Annotated in this window: 13 protein-coding genes; 6 read left to right on the plus strand and 7 right to left on the minus strand. The window is 70.0% G+C overall.

What is annotated here, in order from left to right:
* Positions 1 to 2: 2 nt before the first annotated feature.
* From CGL27_RS19250 to CGL27_RS19275, 6 genes are all read right to left on the minus strand, one after another.
* On the minus strand, positions 3 to 1,130 hold the full coding sequence (locus CGL27_RS19250) for an LLM class flavin-dependent oxidoreductase (protein ID WP_203348452.1): 1,128 nt from the start codon (positions 1,128 to 1,130) through the stop codon (positions 3 to 5).
* A gap of 236 nt (positions 1,131 to 1,366) precedes the next feature.
* Entirely contained in the window at positions 1,367 to 3,241 is a 1,875-nt protein-coding gene (locus tag CGL27_RS19255) for an alkaline phosphatase family protein (protein WP_119988825.1), read from the minus strand.
* Positions 3,242 to 3,397: 156 nt separating this feature from the next.
* Positions 3,398 to 4,618 (minus strand): iron uptake transporter deferrochelatase/peroxidase subunit, encoded by a 1,221-nt coding sequence (gene efeB, locus CGL27_RS19260; RefSeq protein ID WP_119988828.1) that lies wholly within the window; start codon positions 4,616 to 4,618, stop codon positions 3,398 to 3,400.
* Positions 4,615 to 5,862 carry an EfeM/EfeO family lipoprotein gene (locus CGL27_RS19265; protein ID WP_119988830.1) on the minus strand — a complete coding sequence of 416 codons (1,248 nt, stop codon included), beginning with the start codon at positions 5,860 to 5,862 and terminating at the stop codon, positions 4,615 to 4,617. The genes efeB and CGL27_RS19265 overlap by 4 nt, the downstream gene beginning before the upstream one ends.
* 140 nt (positions 5,863 to 6,002) lie before the next feature.
* Positions 6,003 to 6,758: an aspartate/glutamate racemase family protein gene (locus tag CGL27_RS19270; protein WP_014060956.1), complete on the minus strand. Its 756-nt coding sequence runs from the start codon at positions 6,756 to 6,758 to the stop codon at positions 6,003 to 6,005.
* A 228-nt stretch (positions 6,759 to 6,986) separates the two neighbouring features.
* Positions 6,987 to 7,973 carry a decarboxylase gene (locus tag CGL27_RS19275; RefSeq protein WP_119988833.1) on the minus strand — a complete coding sequence of 329 codons (987 nt, stop codon included), beginning with the start codon at positions 7,971 to 7,973 and terminating at the stop codon, positions 6,987 to 6,989.
* Positions 7,974 to 8,181: 208 nt separating this feature from the next.
* Between CGL27_RS19275 and CGL27_RS19280 the strand changes: the two genes are divergently transcribed.
* Entirely contained in the window at positions 8,182 to 9,129 is a 948-nt protein-coding gene (locus CGL27_RS19280; protein WP_119988836.1) for a D-2-hydroxyacid dehydrogenase, read from the plus strand.
* Between the two features lie 25 nt (positions 9,130 to 9,154).
* Positions 9,155 to 10,570 (plus strand): amidase, encoded by a 1,416-nt coding sequence (locus CGL27_RS19285; RefSeq protein WP_119988838.1) that lies wholly within the window; start codon positions 9,155 to 9,157, stop codon positions 10,568 to 10,570.
* A gap of 188 nt (positions 10,571 to 10,758) precedes the next feature.
* On the opposite strand, the gene CGL27_RS19290 is transcribed toward CGL27_RS19285, so the two are convergent.
* A complete protein-coding gene (locus CGL27_RS19290) occupies positions 10,759 to 11,268 on the minus strand; it encodes a DUF3830 family protein (protein ID WP_059142030.1) in 510 nt (169 codons plus the stop codon).
* 168 nt (positions 11,269 to 11,436) lie between these two features.
* On the opposite strand from CGL27_RS19290, the gene ehuB reads away from it, so the two are divergent.
* Genes ehuB through ehuA form a run of 4 tightly spaced genes read left to right on the plus strand, consistent with a single transcriptional unit; the run spans position 11,437 to position 14,498 of the window.
* Positions 11,437 to 12,312, plus strand: coding sequence for an ectoine/hydroxyectoine ABC transporter substrate-binding protein EhuB (gene ehuB / locus CGL27_RS19295; protein ID WP_240450561.1), 876 nt, complete (start codon positions 11,437 to 11,439; stop codon positions 12,310 to 12,312).
* Positions 12,309 to 13,058 carry an ectoine/hydroxyectoine ABC transporter permease subunit EhuC gene (ehuC, locus tag CGL27_RS19300; protein WP_078641630.1) on the plus strand — a complete coding sequence of 250 codons (750 nt, stop codon included), beginning with the start codon at positions 12,309 to 12,311 and terminating at the stop codon, positions 13,056 to 13,058. Before ehuB ends, ehuC begins: the two co-directional genes overlap by 4 nt.
* Positions 13,055 to 13,705: an ectoine/hydroxyectoine ABC transporter permease subunit EhuD gene (gene ehuD, locus CGL27_RS19305; RefSeq protein ID WP_078641631.1), complete on the plus strand. Its 651-nt coding sequence runs from the start codon at positions 13,055 to 13,057 to the stop codon at positions 13,703 to 13,705. The genes ehuC and ehuD overlap by 4 nt, the downstream gene beginning before the upstream one ends.
* Before the next feature lie 22 nt (positions 13,706 to 13,727).
* Positions 13,728 to 14,498 carry an ectoine/hydroxyectoine ABC transporter ATP-binding protein EhuA gene (gene ehuA, locus CGL27_RS19310; protein ID WP_059142026.1) on the plus strand — a complete coding sequence of 257 codons (771 nt, stop codon included), beginning with the start codon at positions 13,728 to 13,730 and terminating at the stop codon, positions 14,496 to 14,498.
* The last annotated feature ends 43 nt before the right edge of the window (positions 14,499 to 14,541 follow it).

The raw sequence follows: 14,541 nt of genomic DNA on the forward strand, positions 1-14,541 counted from the left end.
GGCTACGCCTCCGTCTGCGCCGTCGGGAGATCGTAGGCATCCGCGATCAGCTCGTACGAGCGCAGACGCGCGTCACGGCCGTGCGCATTGGCCGTGATCTTGATTTCGTCCACTCCGGTGCGCTTGATCAGCCCGTCGAGCCCCTCGCGGACCTGGTCCGGGGTGCCGTATTCGACGTTGGCGAGCCAGCTGTTGATGAAGTCGCGCTCGATCTCGTTGAACTCGTACGCCTCGGCCTCCTCGGGCGTCGGCACCAGGCCGGGGCGTCCGGTGCGCAGCCGGACCATGGCCAGTGCGCCGGTGAGCACCTGCCGGTGGGCCTCCTTCTCGTCCTCGGCGGCGAAGGCCGAGACGCCGATCGAGGCGTACGGCCGGTCCAGCGCGGCGGACGGCCGGAAGGTCTCACGGTAGAGGTCGAGCGCGGGGACGGTGTTGGCCGCGGAGAAGTGGTGGGCGAAGGAGAACGGCAGACCGAGCATCCCGGCGAGCCGGGCGCTGAATCCACTGGAGCCCAGCAGCCAGATCGAGGGCCGGTCGGCGGACTGGACCCCGCCGGGCACGGTGCCCTGCACCGGCCCCGGCACCGCGTGGATACGGGCGTAGCGGTGGCCGTCGGGGAAGTCGTCGTCGAGGAATCGGGTCAGCTCGGCGAGCTGCTGGGGGAAGTCGTCGGCGCCCTCGCGCAGCCGGTCGGTGCGGCGCAGGGCGGCGGCCGTGGCCCCGTCGGTGCCGGGCGCGCGGCCGAGGCCGAGGTCCACCCGGCCGGGGGCGAGCGCCTCCAGGGTGCCGAACTGCTCCGCGATGACCAGCGGGGCGTGGTTGGGGAGCATCACCCCGCCGGAGCCCAGCCGGATCCGCTCGGTGTACGCGGCGAGATGGGCGAGGATCACCGCCGGGGAGGTACTGGCGACCCCGGGCATGGAGTGGTGCTCGGCCACCCAGAAGCGGTGGAAGCCCCGGCGCTCGGTGAGCCGGGCGAGCTCGGTGGTGGTCCGCAGCGCCTCGGCGGCCGTCACCCCGCTGCCGACGGTCGCGAGGTCCAGCACCGACAGGGGCACCGGTGCGCTGCCAAGGGGCCGGGCCCGGATGGTGTCGTGCTGGTCGTCTCGCCGGTCCTGCTCATCGGCCACGGTGGCCCGCCTCCCTGGTCGCACTGCGGTGCGCGTACGTCTGTCCGGGTACGCCTCTACGTCTACCGCCTGCATTCAACCGGAGAAAGGCTCCGCTTTATTCCCAGCCGCTGCTTCCCCGCCGCTGCACCCCGCCGCTGTCTCCCCGCCCCCGCATATGGCCGGGTCCGCCGCCACCTGGGGAGGAGGTGTGGCGGCGGACCCGACGGCGGTGTGCCGTGCTCGCGCGGACGGGCCTAGCCCGCGGTCCGCACGGTGCGGCGGCGGTGGATGGCCAGCGCCGTACCGGCACCGCCGAGCACCAGCACACCCGCCGTGAGGCCGATGGGCAGGGCGACGGAGGTGCCCCGGTCGTCGGCGAGACGCCGGGTGGTCAGCGCGTTGGCGGCCGCCGCGTTCACGATCGGGGCGTGGGCGGCCAGTGCGGAGGTCGTGTAGTGACCGGCCTTGTGGACCGACGCGACCGAGCCGTCGGACTTCAGCAGCACCTGGGTGTTGTTGGGGTGGCGGAAGTCGAACAGCCCGGAGAGGGAGTTCGCCCGGCTGTCGAAGGAGGCGTCACCGATCCGGCCGGTGTGCCAGTTGTCCTCGATGAAGCGGGTGACCGAAGTCTGCTCGGTCTGGGTGTGGTCGACCTTGTTGGCCTTGCTGAAGGGGGAGATCACCAGCAGCGGCTGCCGGGGGCCGGGGCCGCAGCGGTCCTGGTAGCCGGCCGCGGGCTCGGGGCCGGACTGGCAGGCGGGGCTGTCGGTGGCCTTCCCGTTGGAGCCGGCGGTCTTGTCCTTCGAACCGTTGAGCGGCTTGGCGTAGGCGTGGTCGTACCAGCCGTCGCTGTCGTCGTACGCGACGACGACAGCGGTGTCCTTCCACTGCGGCGACTTCTGGATCGCGTTGATCTGCTTGACCAGGAAGTGCTGCTCGTCGATCGGGTCGGAGTAAGCGGCGTGGCCGTCCTGGTACTCGGCGGCCTTCAGGAAGCTGACGGCCGGCAGATGGCCCGTCTTGAGCGCCGCGTCGAAGTCGGTGAGGTCGTAGTTGTGGTTGGCCTGACCGCTCCGGCCGATCTCCCGCACATTCTTCGGCGGGAGGTGATGCGGGTTGGCCGTGGACTTGTAGTACTGGAACGGCGCGTGGTGCGGGCTGTAGTCCACCGACTCGGCGCCGCCGACGTTCTTATGGGTGGTGCCGGAGCACTTGGCGTAGTGGTCCTGCTCGCCGTCCCAGGCGGTGCTGGGCCGGAAGCCGCCCTGGAACCAGCCCCAGGTCACGCCCTTGGCGTTGAGCAGATCACCGAGGTTCCTGCCCTGCATACGGGCCAGGGCGTTCGCGCTGGTGTGGTCCTTGTTGGAGCAGTCGTCGAAGGCCGGATCCGGGTCGTTGATCATCGTGCCGACGCCCTTGGCATCCGGCGAGGCCACCGTGTACGCGTCCGGCTTGTCGGTCTGCTGGGGGTTCTCGGTGGAGGACTTGGGGTCGGTGGAGATCACGCCGTGGGTCTGGCCCGAGATCAGCTCCAGCGCTCCGGGAGTGGAGGGACCGTAGGCCGAGCTGAAGGAACGGTCGCTCATCGCATAGTGCTGGGCGTAGTTCCACAGGCCGGTGACAGTGTTGCCGTCGTAGTAGTCCATCACCAGGCCGGGCTCGCCGAACAGCCCGGTGCACTTGCTGACCTCGGTGTTCTCCACGAATTTATCGGCCTTGCCGCCATTGGCCGCGTACTGCTCGGGACCGTAGGAGTGGTTCTGGTCGCAGGTCATGGCCTGGTCACTGGCCAGCCGCTTGGGCTTGTAGAGATTGGGGTTCTTCTTCAGCAGCCCGGCGTGCGCCAGGGTGTCGATGTTCTTGGGCGTGTGCTTGGACGGCGTGAACTTCGTGCCGTCCGTGTTCGCCGCCTTCGGGTACGTGCCGAAGTAGTGGTCGAACGAGATGTTCTCGTCGAAGATCACCACCACATGCTTCACCGGGGTCGCGGTGTCGCCGCCCTTGGCGGGCGCGGCCCATGCGGGGGCCACCCCGCCCACGGTCGCCAGGGCCGCGGCGCCGGCCAGGGCACCCCAGCGCGCGACCCGGCCACGTCGTCGGCCGCCTTCGGATCCTGCCGTGCCGCCCATGCCATGCCTCCACACGATTCGCGATTCACGCCTGCGCCTGATCCTGTGCCGCGGGCAGGACTCTCCGATGGAATCCATGGAGGCGGCCGAGTGAATAGAGGGTCAGAAGAATCCAAGGAACTCTTGAGGTGTTCTTGACCGGAAGGTGGGGCGGTGTCAGGACAGAAGGGTCCGTCCCAGCCAGTCGGAGCGGTCCTGCACACCGGGAAGCGCGAAGAAATAGCCGCCGCCGAAGGGGGTGATGTAGTCCACCAGCGGCTCCCCCGCCAGACGCTTCTGCACGGTTTCGAACTGACGCACGAGATCCTGCTGATAGCAGCAGAACAGCAGCCCCATGTCCAAGGTGCCGTTGGCGTCCATGCCCCGGTCGTAGTTGTAGGCACGGCGGAGTATGCGCTGATCCTCGGTCCGGGCGGTGCGCGGATTGGCCATCCGTATATGGCTGTCCAGCGGGATGATGTCGCCCTTGGGGTCCTGTGCGTAGCGCGGGGTGTCGAACTCGTGCTGACCGTCCAGCGGGGCGCCCGAGTCCCGGTTGCGGCCGAACATGCGCTCCTGCTCGCTGATCGAGACCCGGTCCCAGAACTCCACCAGCATCCGGATCAGCCGGATCACCTGATAGCTGCCGCCGGTCGTCCAGGCCGGCTCCGCGGAGTGGGCGCCCACCCACACCAGACGGTCCATCGCACGGGCGTCATCGGTGTCCGGGTTGGCGGTGCCGTCCTTGAACCCCATGTGGTTGCGCGGGGTGCCGGACGGGCGCGGCGGGCTGACGAAGCCGTCGACGCGCCAGCGGATCTGCAGCGCGCCCCGGGTGTGCCGGGCGATATCGCGCAGCGCGTGCAGCACCGTGTCCGTGCTGTCGGCGCAGAGCTGAAGGCTCAGATCGCCATGGCACCAGTCGGGGTCGAGATCGTCGTCGGGGAAGGACCGCATCGCGGTCAGCCGCCGGGGCTTGCGGTCCCGCAGTCCGTACCGCTCGTCGAAGAGCGAGGCGCCCACGCCGACCGTCGCGGTCAGCCGGTCGGCGGCCACCTGGGAGCCCAGGGTGCCGGAGTCGGCGGGCGGCGCGGTGATCCCGACCGGGTCGGGGGTGCCTCCGGTGGTGAGAAAACGGCACCGCTCGGTGAGCGTACGGAAGGCGTCGGCCAGCTCCTCGCGCCCCTCGGCCATGGCGTCGAAGGCGATGAGGGCGGTGGCCCGCTGGGGCGGGGTGAGGATGCCGGCCTGATGGGCGCCGTGGAAGGGCACGCGGGTGGGCTTCTTCTCCCGCTCCCCCTCCTTCGCGGCCGCCGTACCCCCGGCCACGCCCGCCACCGCGCCGACCGTGCCCGCGGCCGCGCCCAGCAGAAAGCCCCTGCGCAGCACCTCGCTCACCGGGTCCTCCGCACATCCATCAGCGCCGCCACCTGCGCCAGCCGCTCCACCAGCGCGCCCGCGTCCGCGTTGAGCCGCTGGCGGTCGGTGCGGCTCAGCCGGTCCAGCGGGGTCCAGCGGTCCCCGTGGTGCGCGCGCTCCACGGTCCGCTCGGTGCGGTCCAGATCGCTCTTCAGCTCGGGCAGCCACGGGGCACGGGTCTTCAGCAGCGGCTCCAGCCGGGTCAGCACGGCCCGGGTGCCGTCGAGGTTGGCCCGCGCGGTGGCCACATTGGTGCCGCTGCCGTAGTCGGTGCGGCCGGTCAGCTCGAACTGCACGGTGTTCTCCATGATTTCGTGCGCCCGCAGGCCCAGGTCGGCCGGGTCCATCCGCTCCTGCGGCCAGTGGTCCCGCAGCCCTCGGACGTCCTTGACGAGCCGGTCGGCGACCGGGCGCAGGGAGCTCGCGGACTGGCCGTGCCACAGGCCGTACTCGAGGCGGTGGAATCCGGTGAAGTCCGGGTCATGGACCCCGCCGGACAGCCCCGCCGTGGTGCCGTTGATGGCCCCGTCGGCGTCGCCGAAGGCACCATAGGCGGCGCCCATCCGCTCGTACACCAGATGGGCGGGCAGCCAGGCCGCACGGGCCGTGGCCAGATCACCGCAGCGGATGGCCGAGCGCAGCGCGTCCGTGCGCCGCACCAGCTCGTCCATCCGGCCCGTCACCCACTTCTGGTAGGCGATGGTGGGCGGGATCAGATCCTGCTGGCCGACCGGAACCGCGGCCGGTCCACCGCCCCGCGCCGGTCCGGGGACGGTGACGGTGGGTCCGGTGACCGCGTCCACCTCCTCGGGCAGGCAGACGAAGGCGTAGGAGCCGCCGCCGAGCGTGACGCTCAGCGGTCTGCTGGTGCCGGGGCCCAGGCCCTCCACCTCTCCGTAGACGGCGCCGTTCGCCGGATCGGTGAGATAGACCTCGGCCGGTCTGCTGGAGGTGTTCCGCAGATCGAAGACCTGCTTGCCACGGGTGGCATCGGTCCAGCCACGGCCGCAGCCGCCCTCGGACACCTCGACGGAGGTGTGCCGAAGCCCGTCCGATGCCTTCGCGGACGCGCTTCCGCTCGCGGAGGGGTTCGCACGAGGGCCGTCCGAGGAGTCTCCGCCGACCGCCAGCACGCCGATTCCGACGGCCGCGGCCACCGTCACCGCACCGGCGACCAGCAGATGACGTGCCGGCGGGACCGGGGAGAGATGTTGGCGACGCACGGCTGCATGCTAGGCGCAGTCCGATAAGCGGAATGCCATGATGGCGAAAGAGCGACATGGAATTCCGCCGGGATTCAGCTCCCCGTCACCGGCCTTCTCGGCCACCGTGCCGCGCCCCTCCGCGGCCGGACCACCCGCCGCTATCCGCCGCTCCGGGCGAAGAGCGTGCCCAGCCGGTCATGGACCGGATCGCGGCCCAGCAGCCGCAGCCCCTCCCAGACCGTGACCTGGTTGGCCGTGAGCACCGGCTTGCCCAGCTCCGCCTCCAGATCCGGAATCCAGGCGGCGGTGTGCAGGGCGGTGTCCGGCAGGAGCACCGCCTGGGCCTCGGGGTGGTCCCCGGCGCGGGCCAGCTCCAGCACCTCTTCCCGGCCCCAGGTGCCGACCTCCGCGGCCGTGATGATCCCGCTGCCGCGCATCGCGACCACCTCGGCGCCCGCCGCCTTCAAAAATGCCCTGAAGTGGTCGGCGACATCCTCCGGATAGGTGGCGGCGATGGCCACCCGCTCGGCGCCGAGCGCCTGCACCGCGTGGGCGAAGGCGAAGGAGGTGCTGGAGGCGGGCAAGCCGGCCGTCTCGCTCAGCTCGCGCACCTGCTCATGGGCACCCTCCCAGCCGAAGACGAAGCTGGCGCTGGTGCAGGCCCAGACCACGGCCCGGGCACCGCGCTCGGCGAGCTCGGCGACCCCGGCCGCGAGGCGGGCCGCGGAACCCATCTCCAGCAGGGCGTCCACCCGATGGGCGTCCTCACCGATGTCGGTATGGACCAGGGGAAGCCGGATATCGCCGCTGTCGCCGCCGAGCATGCCTTCCAGGCGGGGGTATTCGTCCTCGGCGGAGTATCCGGGGTAGAGAAAGCCGACCGTGTCCGGGGCCGGGCGCGTCGAGTCCACCATGACTGCCTCCTTACTGGCGGCCCCCGTGAGCGCCGCCCCCTGCTGCACTGCTGTCACTTCTCCTACACCGCGGAAGCCCGGCGGGTTCCCACCCGCCGGACGACTCCCCTCGCGCAGGTGACGGGTCTGCCCTCCACACCGGCGGCGGACCTGCCCGTCACACCGGCGACAGGCCCGCCCCTCAGTCCGGCGACGGGCCGCCCCGCTACACCGGCGACGGGCCGCCCCTCACATCGGCGACGGGCCGCCCGAATCGTCGAGGTAGGGGCCCTCGCCGAGACCGGATCCAAAGCCCGGGTCGAGCCCGTCGGCCGGATCGCCGTCCAGCCCGGGCGACGCCGCCCCGGCCAGCGCCGCCTCCGGCTCGTCCACCACGGCCTCGACCGACTCCACGGCCTCGATCACCGATTCGACGACGGGGTCCGTCACCGGGAGCGGGCGGCTCATCGGCGACACCGACATCCCCGCCGGACCGGACCGGGCGGCCGGGTCCATCAGCGCCTGGTACGGCCCGACGGCCGGTGCGCCGATCGCCCGCAGCGCCGCCCACATCGTGACCTGGTTCGCGGACAGCACGGGCATCCGCAGCTCCGCCTCGAGCTGCGGAATCACATCGTAGGTCGGCAGATTGGTGCAGCTGATGAAGAGCGCGTCGGTCGCCCCGACCACCGCCTGCCGGGCCATGTCGACCACGTCGCGGTACGGCACCTTCCAGATGTGCCGGGTCAGGCCGAGATACGCCCGTCCGGTGACGGTCATCCCGCCCTCGGCGAGATACTCCTCGAGCGAATCGGTGACCGACCGGGTGTACGGCGTCACCACCGCGATCCGCCGGGCGCCGATCTCCCGCAGCGCCTCCAGCAGCGCGCCCGAGGTGGTCAGCGACGGGATCTCACCCGCCTGGGACATGGCCGCGCACATCGCGCGCTCACCGGCCACACCGCCGACGAAGCTGCCCGAGGTGCAGGCGTACGCCACCACTTCCGGTGCGACAGCCGCCAGTGCCTGCACCGCGTCGTGCAAGGTCTCGTGTTCGCTCACGAGCCGGGCCAGGTCGAGGCTGACCTCGACGGGTACGAACGGGGTACGGGTGAGGTGCAGGGAGACCTCATCGGGTACCCAGCGCCATAGTTCACGATCGAGTGCGAAGTCGAACGGTGCCACCACACCCACACCGCGCTGCGGCTGTGGGCCACCCAGAAAAGAGACGTCCAAAGCGAGCCCCAATACGGAACGGAGGGACTGGACCATTGGCCAGAGGTTGCGATGGAGAGAGACCGGCCTACTGCCGGGGACGCCGGGACAGATACCGTTGTTGACGACGGTAGTTTCCGCTGCCTAGCGTGGTCAATCCTCAAACTGAGGCGCCTGCCCCCTCCTTCTTCAGGCAAACCCATCCACGTTTCGAAACGGTTTCCCGCCTATGTCCGAAAGCACAGTTGTCGTCTTCGGCGACCAGCCGCCGGTCCACCTGGACCGGGTGGCCGATCGGGCGAAGGTGCTCGTCTGCGACGAGTATTCACTCCCCCAGGCGCTCCCTGCCGCGGATGTGCTCCTGGTCTGGGATTTCACCTCCGACGCGGTCCGCGACGCCTGGCCGGGCGAGGGCCCCCGGCCGGCCTGGGTCCATACCGCGAGCGCGGGGGTCGACCGGCTGCTCTGTCCCGAACTCATCACATCCGACACGGTGTTGACCAATGCCCGAGGGGTCTTCGAGCAGCCGATCGCCGAGTATGTGGCCGGCCTGGTGATCTCCATGGCCAAGGACTTCCACGGAACCTGGGAGCTGCAGCGGCAGCGCCGCTGGCAGCACCGGGAGACGATGCGGCTGGCCGGTACGCGCGCCGTGGTCGTGGGCGCGGGCCCCATCGGCCGGGCGATCGACTCCACCCTGGCCTCGCTCGGCGTGGTGGTCGACCTGGTCGGCCGCACCGCGCGGCAGGGCGTGCGCGGCGGCGACGAGCTGCCCGAGCTGCTTCCCTCGGCCGACTGGGTGGTGTGCGCGGCGCCGCTCACCGACGCCACCCGCGGCATGTTCGACCGGACGATCTTCGACCGGATGAAGTCCACCGCCCGGTTCATCAACGTCGGCCGCGGTCCCCTGGTCGTCGAGAAGGACCTTACGGCGGCCCTGGTGGCCCGCCGGATCGGCGGCGCGGCCCTGGACGTCTTCGAACACGAGCCGCTGGCCTCGAACGATCCCCTGTGGGACGTGCCGGGGCTGTTCATCTCGCCCCATATGAGCGGCGACACGGTCGGGTGGCGCGACCATCTGGCCGACCAGTTCCAGGACAACTACGAGCGCTGGTGCGCTGGCGAGCCACTGCTCAACATCGTCGACAAACGCCTCGGATACGTACCGGTGGACTGATCGCACGACCTGAACGGAGAGCCGGATGACGGACATTCACGACCTGACAGCCGTTCAACTCATCGAGCGCTATGCCTCCGGTGAGCTCTCCCCGGTCGAGGCGACCCGTGCCGTCCTCGACCGGATCGAGCAGATACAGCCGGAGGTGAACGCCTTCAGCCGGGTGGACGCCGAGGGCGCGCTGCGGCAGGCGGAGGAGTCCGCCGAGCGGTGGCGGCGCGGGGCCCCCGCGGGCCTGGTGGATGGCGTCCCGGTGTCGGTGAAGGACATCCTGCTGCTGCGCGGCGCGCCCACGCTGCGCGGTTCGCGGACCGTACGGCCCGAGGGCCGGGCGTGGGACGAGGACGCGCCCTCGGTGGCGCGGCTGCGCGAGCACGGCGCGGTGTTCGTGGGGAAGACGACCACCCCGGAGTTCGGCTGGAAGGGCGTCACCGACAGCCCGGTCTACGGGGTCACCGGCAATCCGTACGACCCTCAGCGGACCGCGGGCGGCTCCAGTGGCGGCAGCGCGGCAGCGGTCGCGCTGGGCGCGGGTCCGCTGAGCCTGGGGACGGACGGCGGGGGTTCGGTCCGTATCCCGGCGGCCTTCTGCGGCATCTTCGCGTTGAAACCCACCTATGGGAGGGTTCCGCTCTATCCGGCGAGCGCGTTCGGCACGCTGGCCCATGTGGGGCCGATGACCCGGGACGCGGCGGACGCGGCGCTGCTGATGGATGTGATCTCCGGTCCGGACTGGCGCGACTGGTCCCAGTTGGCGCCCTCCGGGGGCGGCTTCCAGGCGGCGCTCGCCCCCGGCGGGGGCGGCGTGGACGGGCTGCGGGTGGCCTACAGCCCCTCGCTCGGCGGTGCGGCAGCCGTCGACCCGGAGGTGGCCGCGGCGGTGGGGCGGGCGGTGGATCTGCTGGCGGAGCTGGGCGCGGTGGTCGAGGAGATCGACCCGGGGTTCGAGGATCCGGTGGAGGCGTTCCACACGCTGTGGTTCAGCGGCGCGGCCCGGGTGGTGCAGCCGCTGGGGGCGGAGGACTGGGAGCTGCTGGATCCGGGGCTGCGCGAAATCTGCGCCCAGGGGGCGTCGTACAGCGCGCTGGACTATCTGGCGGCCGTGGATGTGCGGATGGCCCTGGGCCATGCGATGGGGCGGTTCCACTCCGCGTACGACCTGCTGGTCACCCCGACACTGCCGATCACCGCGTTCGAGGCGGGGGTCGAGGTGCCCAAGGGATCGGAGCACACCCGGTGGACGGGCTGGACGCCGTTCACCTACCCGTTCAACCTGACCCAGCAGCCCGCGGCATCGGTGCCGTGCGGCCTGAGCGGCGCGGGTCTGCCGATCGGGGTGCAGCTGGTGGGCGCGCGCCACGCGGACGCGCTGGTGCTGCGGGCGGCGCACGCGCTGTTCGAGGCGGGGCTGGCGGACGGGGTGCGCCCCGCGGCGGCCTGAGACGCGCGTCCGGCCCGGGGCGAGGCCGCCCCGGGCCGGACGCGTGCGCTACGCCGGGCGGAAACCCATGGTCTCCGCCCAGCGAAAGCTGAAGCTCTCCGCCCGGCGGAAACCGACGGCCCCGCCCGGCGGAAACCGAGAGCTACGCCCGGCGGAAACCGACGGCCCCGCCCGGCGGAACACGAGAGCTACGCCCGGCGGAAGCTGAGGGTCTCCCCCAGCGCCCCGGCGCGCCACAGGTCCTGGCAGGCGTCGGCCATCCGGTCGAGGCCGTCGACGACCGAGCCCCAGACGATCCCGGGCACCCAGCCCGCGTCGCCGTTGATCAGCAGGTTGTTCCGCTCGTAGAAGAGCGCCAGGTCGACGACCTGCTGCCGCCCCTGGTGCTTGGCGTCGGTCTCGTATCCGTACGACTTGGTCCCGAGCTGGGTGTCCGTGAAGGTGAAGTAACACAGGTCACCGGGGATCGGGGTGATCGTCGGGTTCTCCAGGGGCGGCTCCTCGGGTGCGAAGGGCGGCAGCAGCGCATAGATCTCATTGCGCGCGTACTTCGCGTGATATACGTCACCCCCCAGCGGCAGTGCGTTCCACACCGCCTCGCAGGTGATCGGCGCACGCTCGTCGAGGAGCTTGGCCGTGCAGCTCACCCCGCGCTTCTCGAGCGAGACCTCGATGAACCGGTCGGCTCGGTCAACCATCGACTTTCCTCCAGGTCGCTTCGGAACCAGTCCTGCTGTAGGGGCCTACCCAGGCATCGGCTATATCAAGGGCCGGAAACAGCCTGCATATATTTGCCGGAGTCGGGTAGCCGCGCGCCCATGGCTCCACCACGTGAGAAAGACACCGATAGCAGAGAAATAGCGAAAATGGGCCCAAGCCGCCGCTCTCTTCTCGCCGGCGGCGCGGCCCTGGGTCTGCTGGGCGCGGCCGGCTGCAGCCGGGTGTCCGGCTCCGGCGCCAAGGACGGGGGCAATCTGCTGGAGCGACTGCGGTCGCAAGGCACGGTCCGACTGGGAATAGCGGGGGAGATCCCATTCGGCTATATCGACAAGAACGGCGAGTTCACCGGCGAGGCGCCGGAGATCGCGAAGGTCATCTTCAAGCGGCTGGGAGTGGCCAAGGTCCAGCCGGTGCCGACCGAGTTCGGCTCGCTGATCCCGGGCCTTCGCTCGCAGCAGTTCGACGTGGTCTCGGCGGGGATGTACATCAACCCCGACCGCTGCGCCCAGGTGATCTTCTCCGACCCCGACTACCGCATGCGTGACGCGTTCATCGTGCGCAAGGGGAACCCCAAGAACCTCCACAACTACGAGGACATCGTCAAGCAGAAGGCCAAAATGGCCACCGGCACCGCATATGCCGAGATCGGCTATGCGGAGGCCGTCGGGATCAAGCAGAGCGACATGCTGATCCTCCCCGACCAGCTCGCCGGGCTGCTGGCCGTGGAACAGGGCCGGGCCGATGTCTTCGCGGGCACGACCGTGACCGTCCACAACGTGGTGAAGCAGCGGAACAGCCAACGGGCCGAGGCCACCGAGCCGTTCCAGGCGTACGTCGACGGCAAACCGGACATCGGCGCCGGCGGCTTCGCCTTCCGGCCGGAGGAGACCAAGCTCCGGGACGCCTTCAATGTCGAGCTGCACAAGATGAAGAAGAGCGGCGAGCTGTTGCGCATCGTGCGGCCCTTTGGCTTCACCAAGGAAGAGATGACCGATCTGACCGCCAAGGAGCTGTGCTCATGACGGCCGGACTGTGGGAAAACTGGCTTCTTCCTGGCATCTGGATCACCATCCAGCTGACCCTGTTCAGCGCGGTCTTCGCGACCGCCGTGGCGTTCGGCATCGGGATCGCCCGCACCTCCCGGCTGTGGATCGTCCGCTTTCTGACCGGCTTCTATGTGGAGATCTTCCGTGGCACCTCGGCCCTGGTGCTGATGTTCTGGCTGTTCTTCGTGATGCCGCTGGCCTTCGGGTATCAGCTGGTGTCGATGTGGGCGGCGGTGCTGGCGCTGGGCCTCACCTACGGGGCGTACGGCTCGGAGATCGTGCGCGGCGCGATCGCCTCGGTGGCCCCGGCGCAGCGTGAGGCGGCCATCGCGCTCAGCTTCACCCCCGCACAGCGGATGCGCCGGGTGATCCTGCCGCAGGCGATCCCGGAGATGATCCCGCCCTTCAACAATCTGCTGATCGAGCTGTTGAAGGCGACCGCCCTGGTCTCCGCGGTGAGCGTCGCCGACATCACCTTCGCCGCGCAGCTCTCGCGGCTGGCGACCGGCGACAGCCTGGAGATCTACGCGATCATCCTGGTCCTCTACTTCGCGTTGGCCTTCGTCCTCACCCGGCTGATGCGGCTGCTGGAACGGCGCGCCAAGGCGGGCATCGGCCAGGCTCCGGTGAAGTCCGACAAGGGCCCGCTGATCACCCGGAAGCTGTCCGCGCGCCAGGAGTCCGAGCAGTCGTCCAACATCATCACGGGAGGTGCCCAGTGACCTGGAACTGGGATGTGGCCAAGGACTTCCTCCCGGAGCTGGGCCGCGGACTGCTGATCACCCTGGAGGCGACCGCGCTGGGCTCGGTCCTGGCGTTCGCGCTCGGCCTGGTGTGGGCGATGGCCTTCCGCTCGCCGACCCGCTTCGTCCGCTGGCCGGTGGCGGCGGTCGTGGAGTTCATTCGCAACACCCCGCTGCTGGTGCAGCTCTTCTTCTTCTACTACGTGCTGCCGACCTGGGACATCAAGTTCTCGGCGCTCACCACCGGGGTGATCGCGCTCGGTCTGCACTACTCGACGTACACCGCCGAGGTCTACCGGGCCGGTATCGACGGTGTGCCCAAGGGGCAGTGGGAGGCGGCGACCGCGCTCAGCCTCTCCCGCAGCCGTACCTGGACCGCGGTGATCCTGCCGCAGGCCATCCGCCGGGTGGTGCCCGCCCTGGGCAACTACGTCATCGCGATGCTGAAGGACTCCCCGATGCTCGCGCTGATCGGCGTCGTCGACATGCTGCAGAAGGCGCGCGCGGAAGGCGCGTCGTCCTTCCAGTACATCGAGCCCTACACGATGGTCGGCATCGCCTTCATCGTCATCGCCTATCCGGCTTCCCTTCTGATGCGAGCCCTGGAGCGTCGTCTTGGCCACTGAAACCGACCACACGAATCCTGCCGTGGACGGCAGTGAACTGATCCGCTTCGACCAGGTGACCAAGCGCTTCGGCAGCAATACGGTCCTGGACAACCTCGACTTCTCGGTGTCCTCCGGCAAGCACGTCACCCTGATCGGCCCCTCGGGGTCGGGCAAGACCACGATCCTGCGGCTGTTGATGACGCTGATCAAACCGGACGAGGGCACGATCAAGGTCGACGGCGACTACCTCACCCATGAGGACAGAGGCGGCTCGCTGGTCCCGGCGGGCGAGAAGCACACCCGCGAGGTGCGCAAGAAAATCGGAATGGTCTTCCAGCAGTTCAACCTCTTCCCCAATATGCGGGTGCTGCGGAACATCACCGAGGCCCCGGTGCATGTGCTCGGCCTGAGCAAGGACGAGGCCGAGACCCGCGCCCGGGAGCTGCTCGACCTGGTCGGGCTCGGCGACAAGTGCGACGCGTACCCGACGCAGCTGTCCGGCGGGCAGCAGCAGCGGGTGGCGATCGCCCGGGCGCTGGCGATGCGGCCGCAGGTGATGCTGCTGGACGAGGTGACCTCGGCGCTGGACCCGGAGCTGGTGGCCGGGGTGCTGGATGTGCTGCGCGACATCGCTCATACGACGGACATCACCATGCTGTGCGTCACGCATGAGATGAACTTCGCCCGGGACATCTCCGACGATGTGCTGATGTTCGACGCGGGCCGGGTCATCGAGTCCGGGCCGCCGGAGAAGATCTTCACCGAGCCGGAGCACGAGCGGACGAGGGAGTTCCTGAGCGCGGTTCTCTAGATCATCCGTCCCCTGCCAGGTAGATCACCCGGCCCCTGTCGGC

It is taken from the genome of Streptomyces sp. 11-1-2 (assembly GCF_003595545.1).
GTDB lineage: Bacteria > Actinomycetota > Actinomycetes > Streptomycetales > Streptomycetaceae > Streptomyces > Streptomyces hygroscopicus_B.

What these genes read in the sequence shown, in the direction of transcription:
- CGL27_RS19255 (WP_119988825.1), bottom strand. Translation starts at nt 3,241, where the DNA reads ATGGGCGGCACGGCAGGATCCGAAGGCGGCCGACGACGTGGCCGGGTC.
- CGL27_RS19270 (WP_014060956.1), bottom strand. Translation starts at nt 6,758, where the DNA reads ATGGTGGACTCGACGCGCCCGGCCCCGGACACGGTCGGCTTTCTCTAC.
- CGL27_RS19280 (WP_119988836.1), top strand. Translation starts at nt 8,182, where the DNA reads ATGTCCGAAAGCACAGTTGTCGTCTTCGGCGACCAGCCGCCGGTCCAC.
- CGL27_RS19285 (WP_119988838.1), top strand. Translation starts at nt 9,155, where the DNA reads ATGACGGACATTCACGACCTGACAGCCGTTCAACTCATCGAGCGCTAT.
- CGL27_RS19290 (WP_059142030.1), bottom strand. Translation starts at nt 11,268, where the DNA reads ATGGTTGACCGAGCCGACCGGTTCATCGAGGTCTCGCTCGAGAAGCGC.
- ehuB (WP_240450561.1), top strand. Translation starts at nt 11,437, where the DNA reads ATGGGCCCAAGCCGCCGCTCTCTTCTCGCCGGCGGCGCGGCCCTGGGT.
- ehuC (WP_078641630.1), top strand. Translation starts at nt 12,309, where the DNA reads ATGACGGCCGGACTGTGGGAAAACTGGCTTCTTCCTGGCATCTGGATC.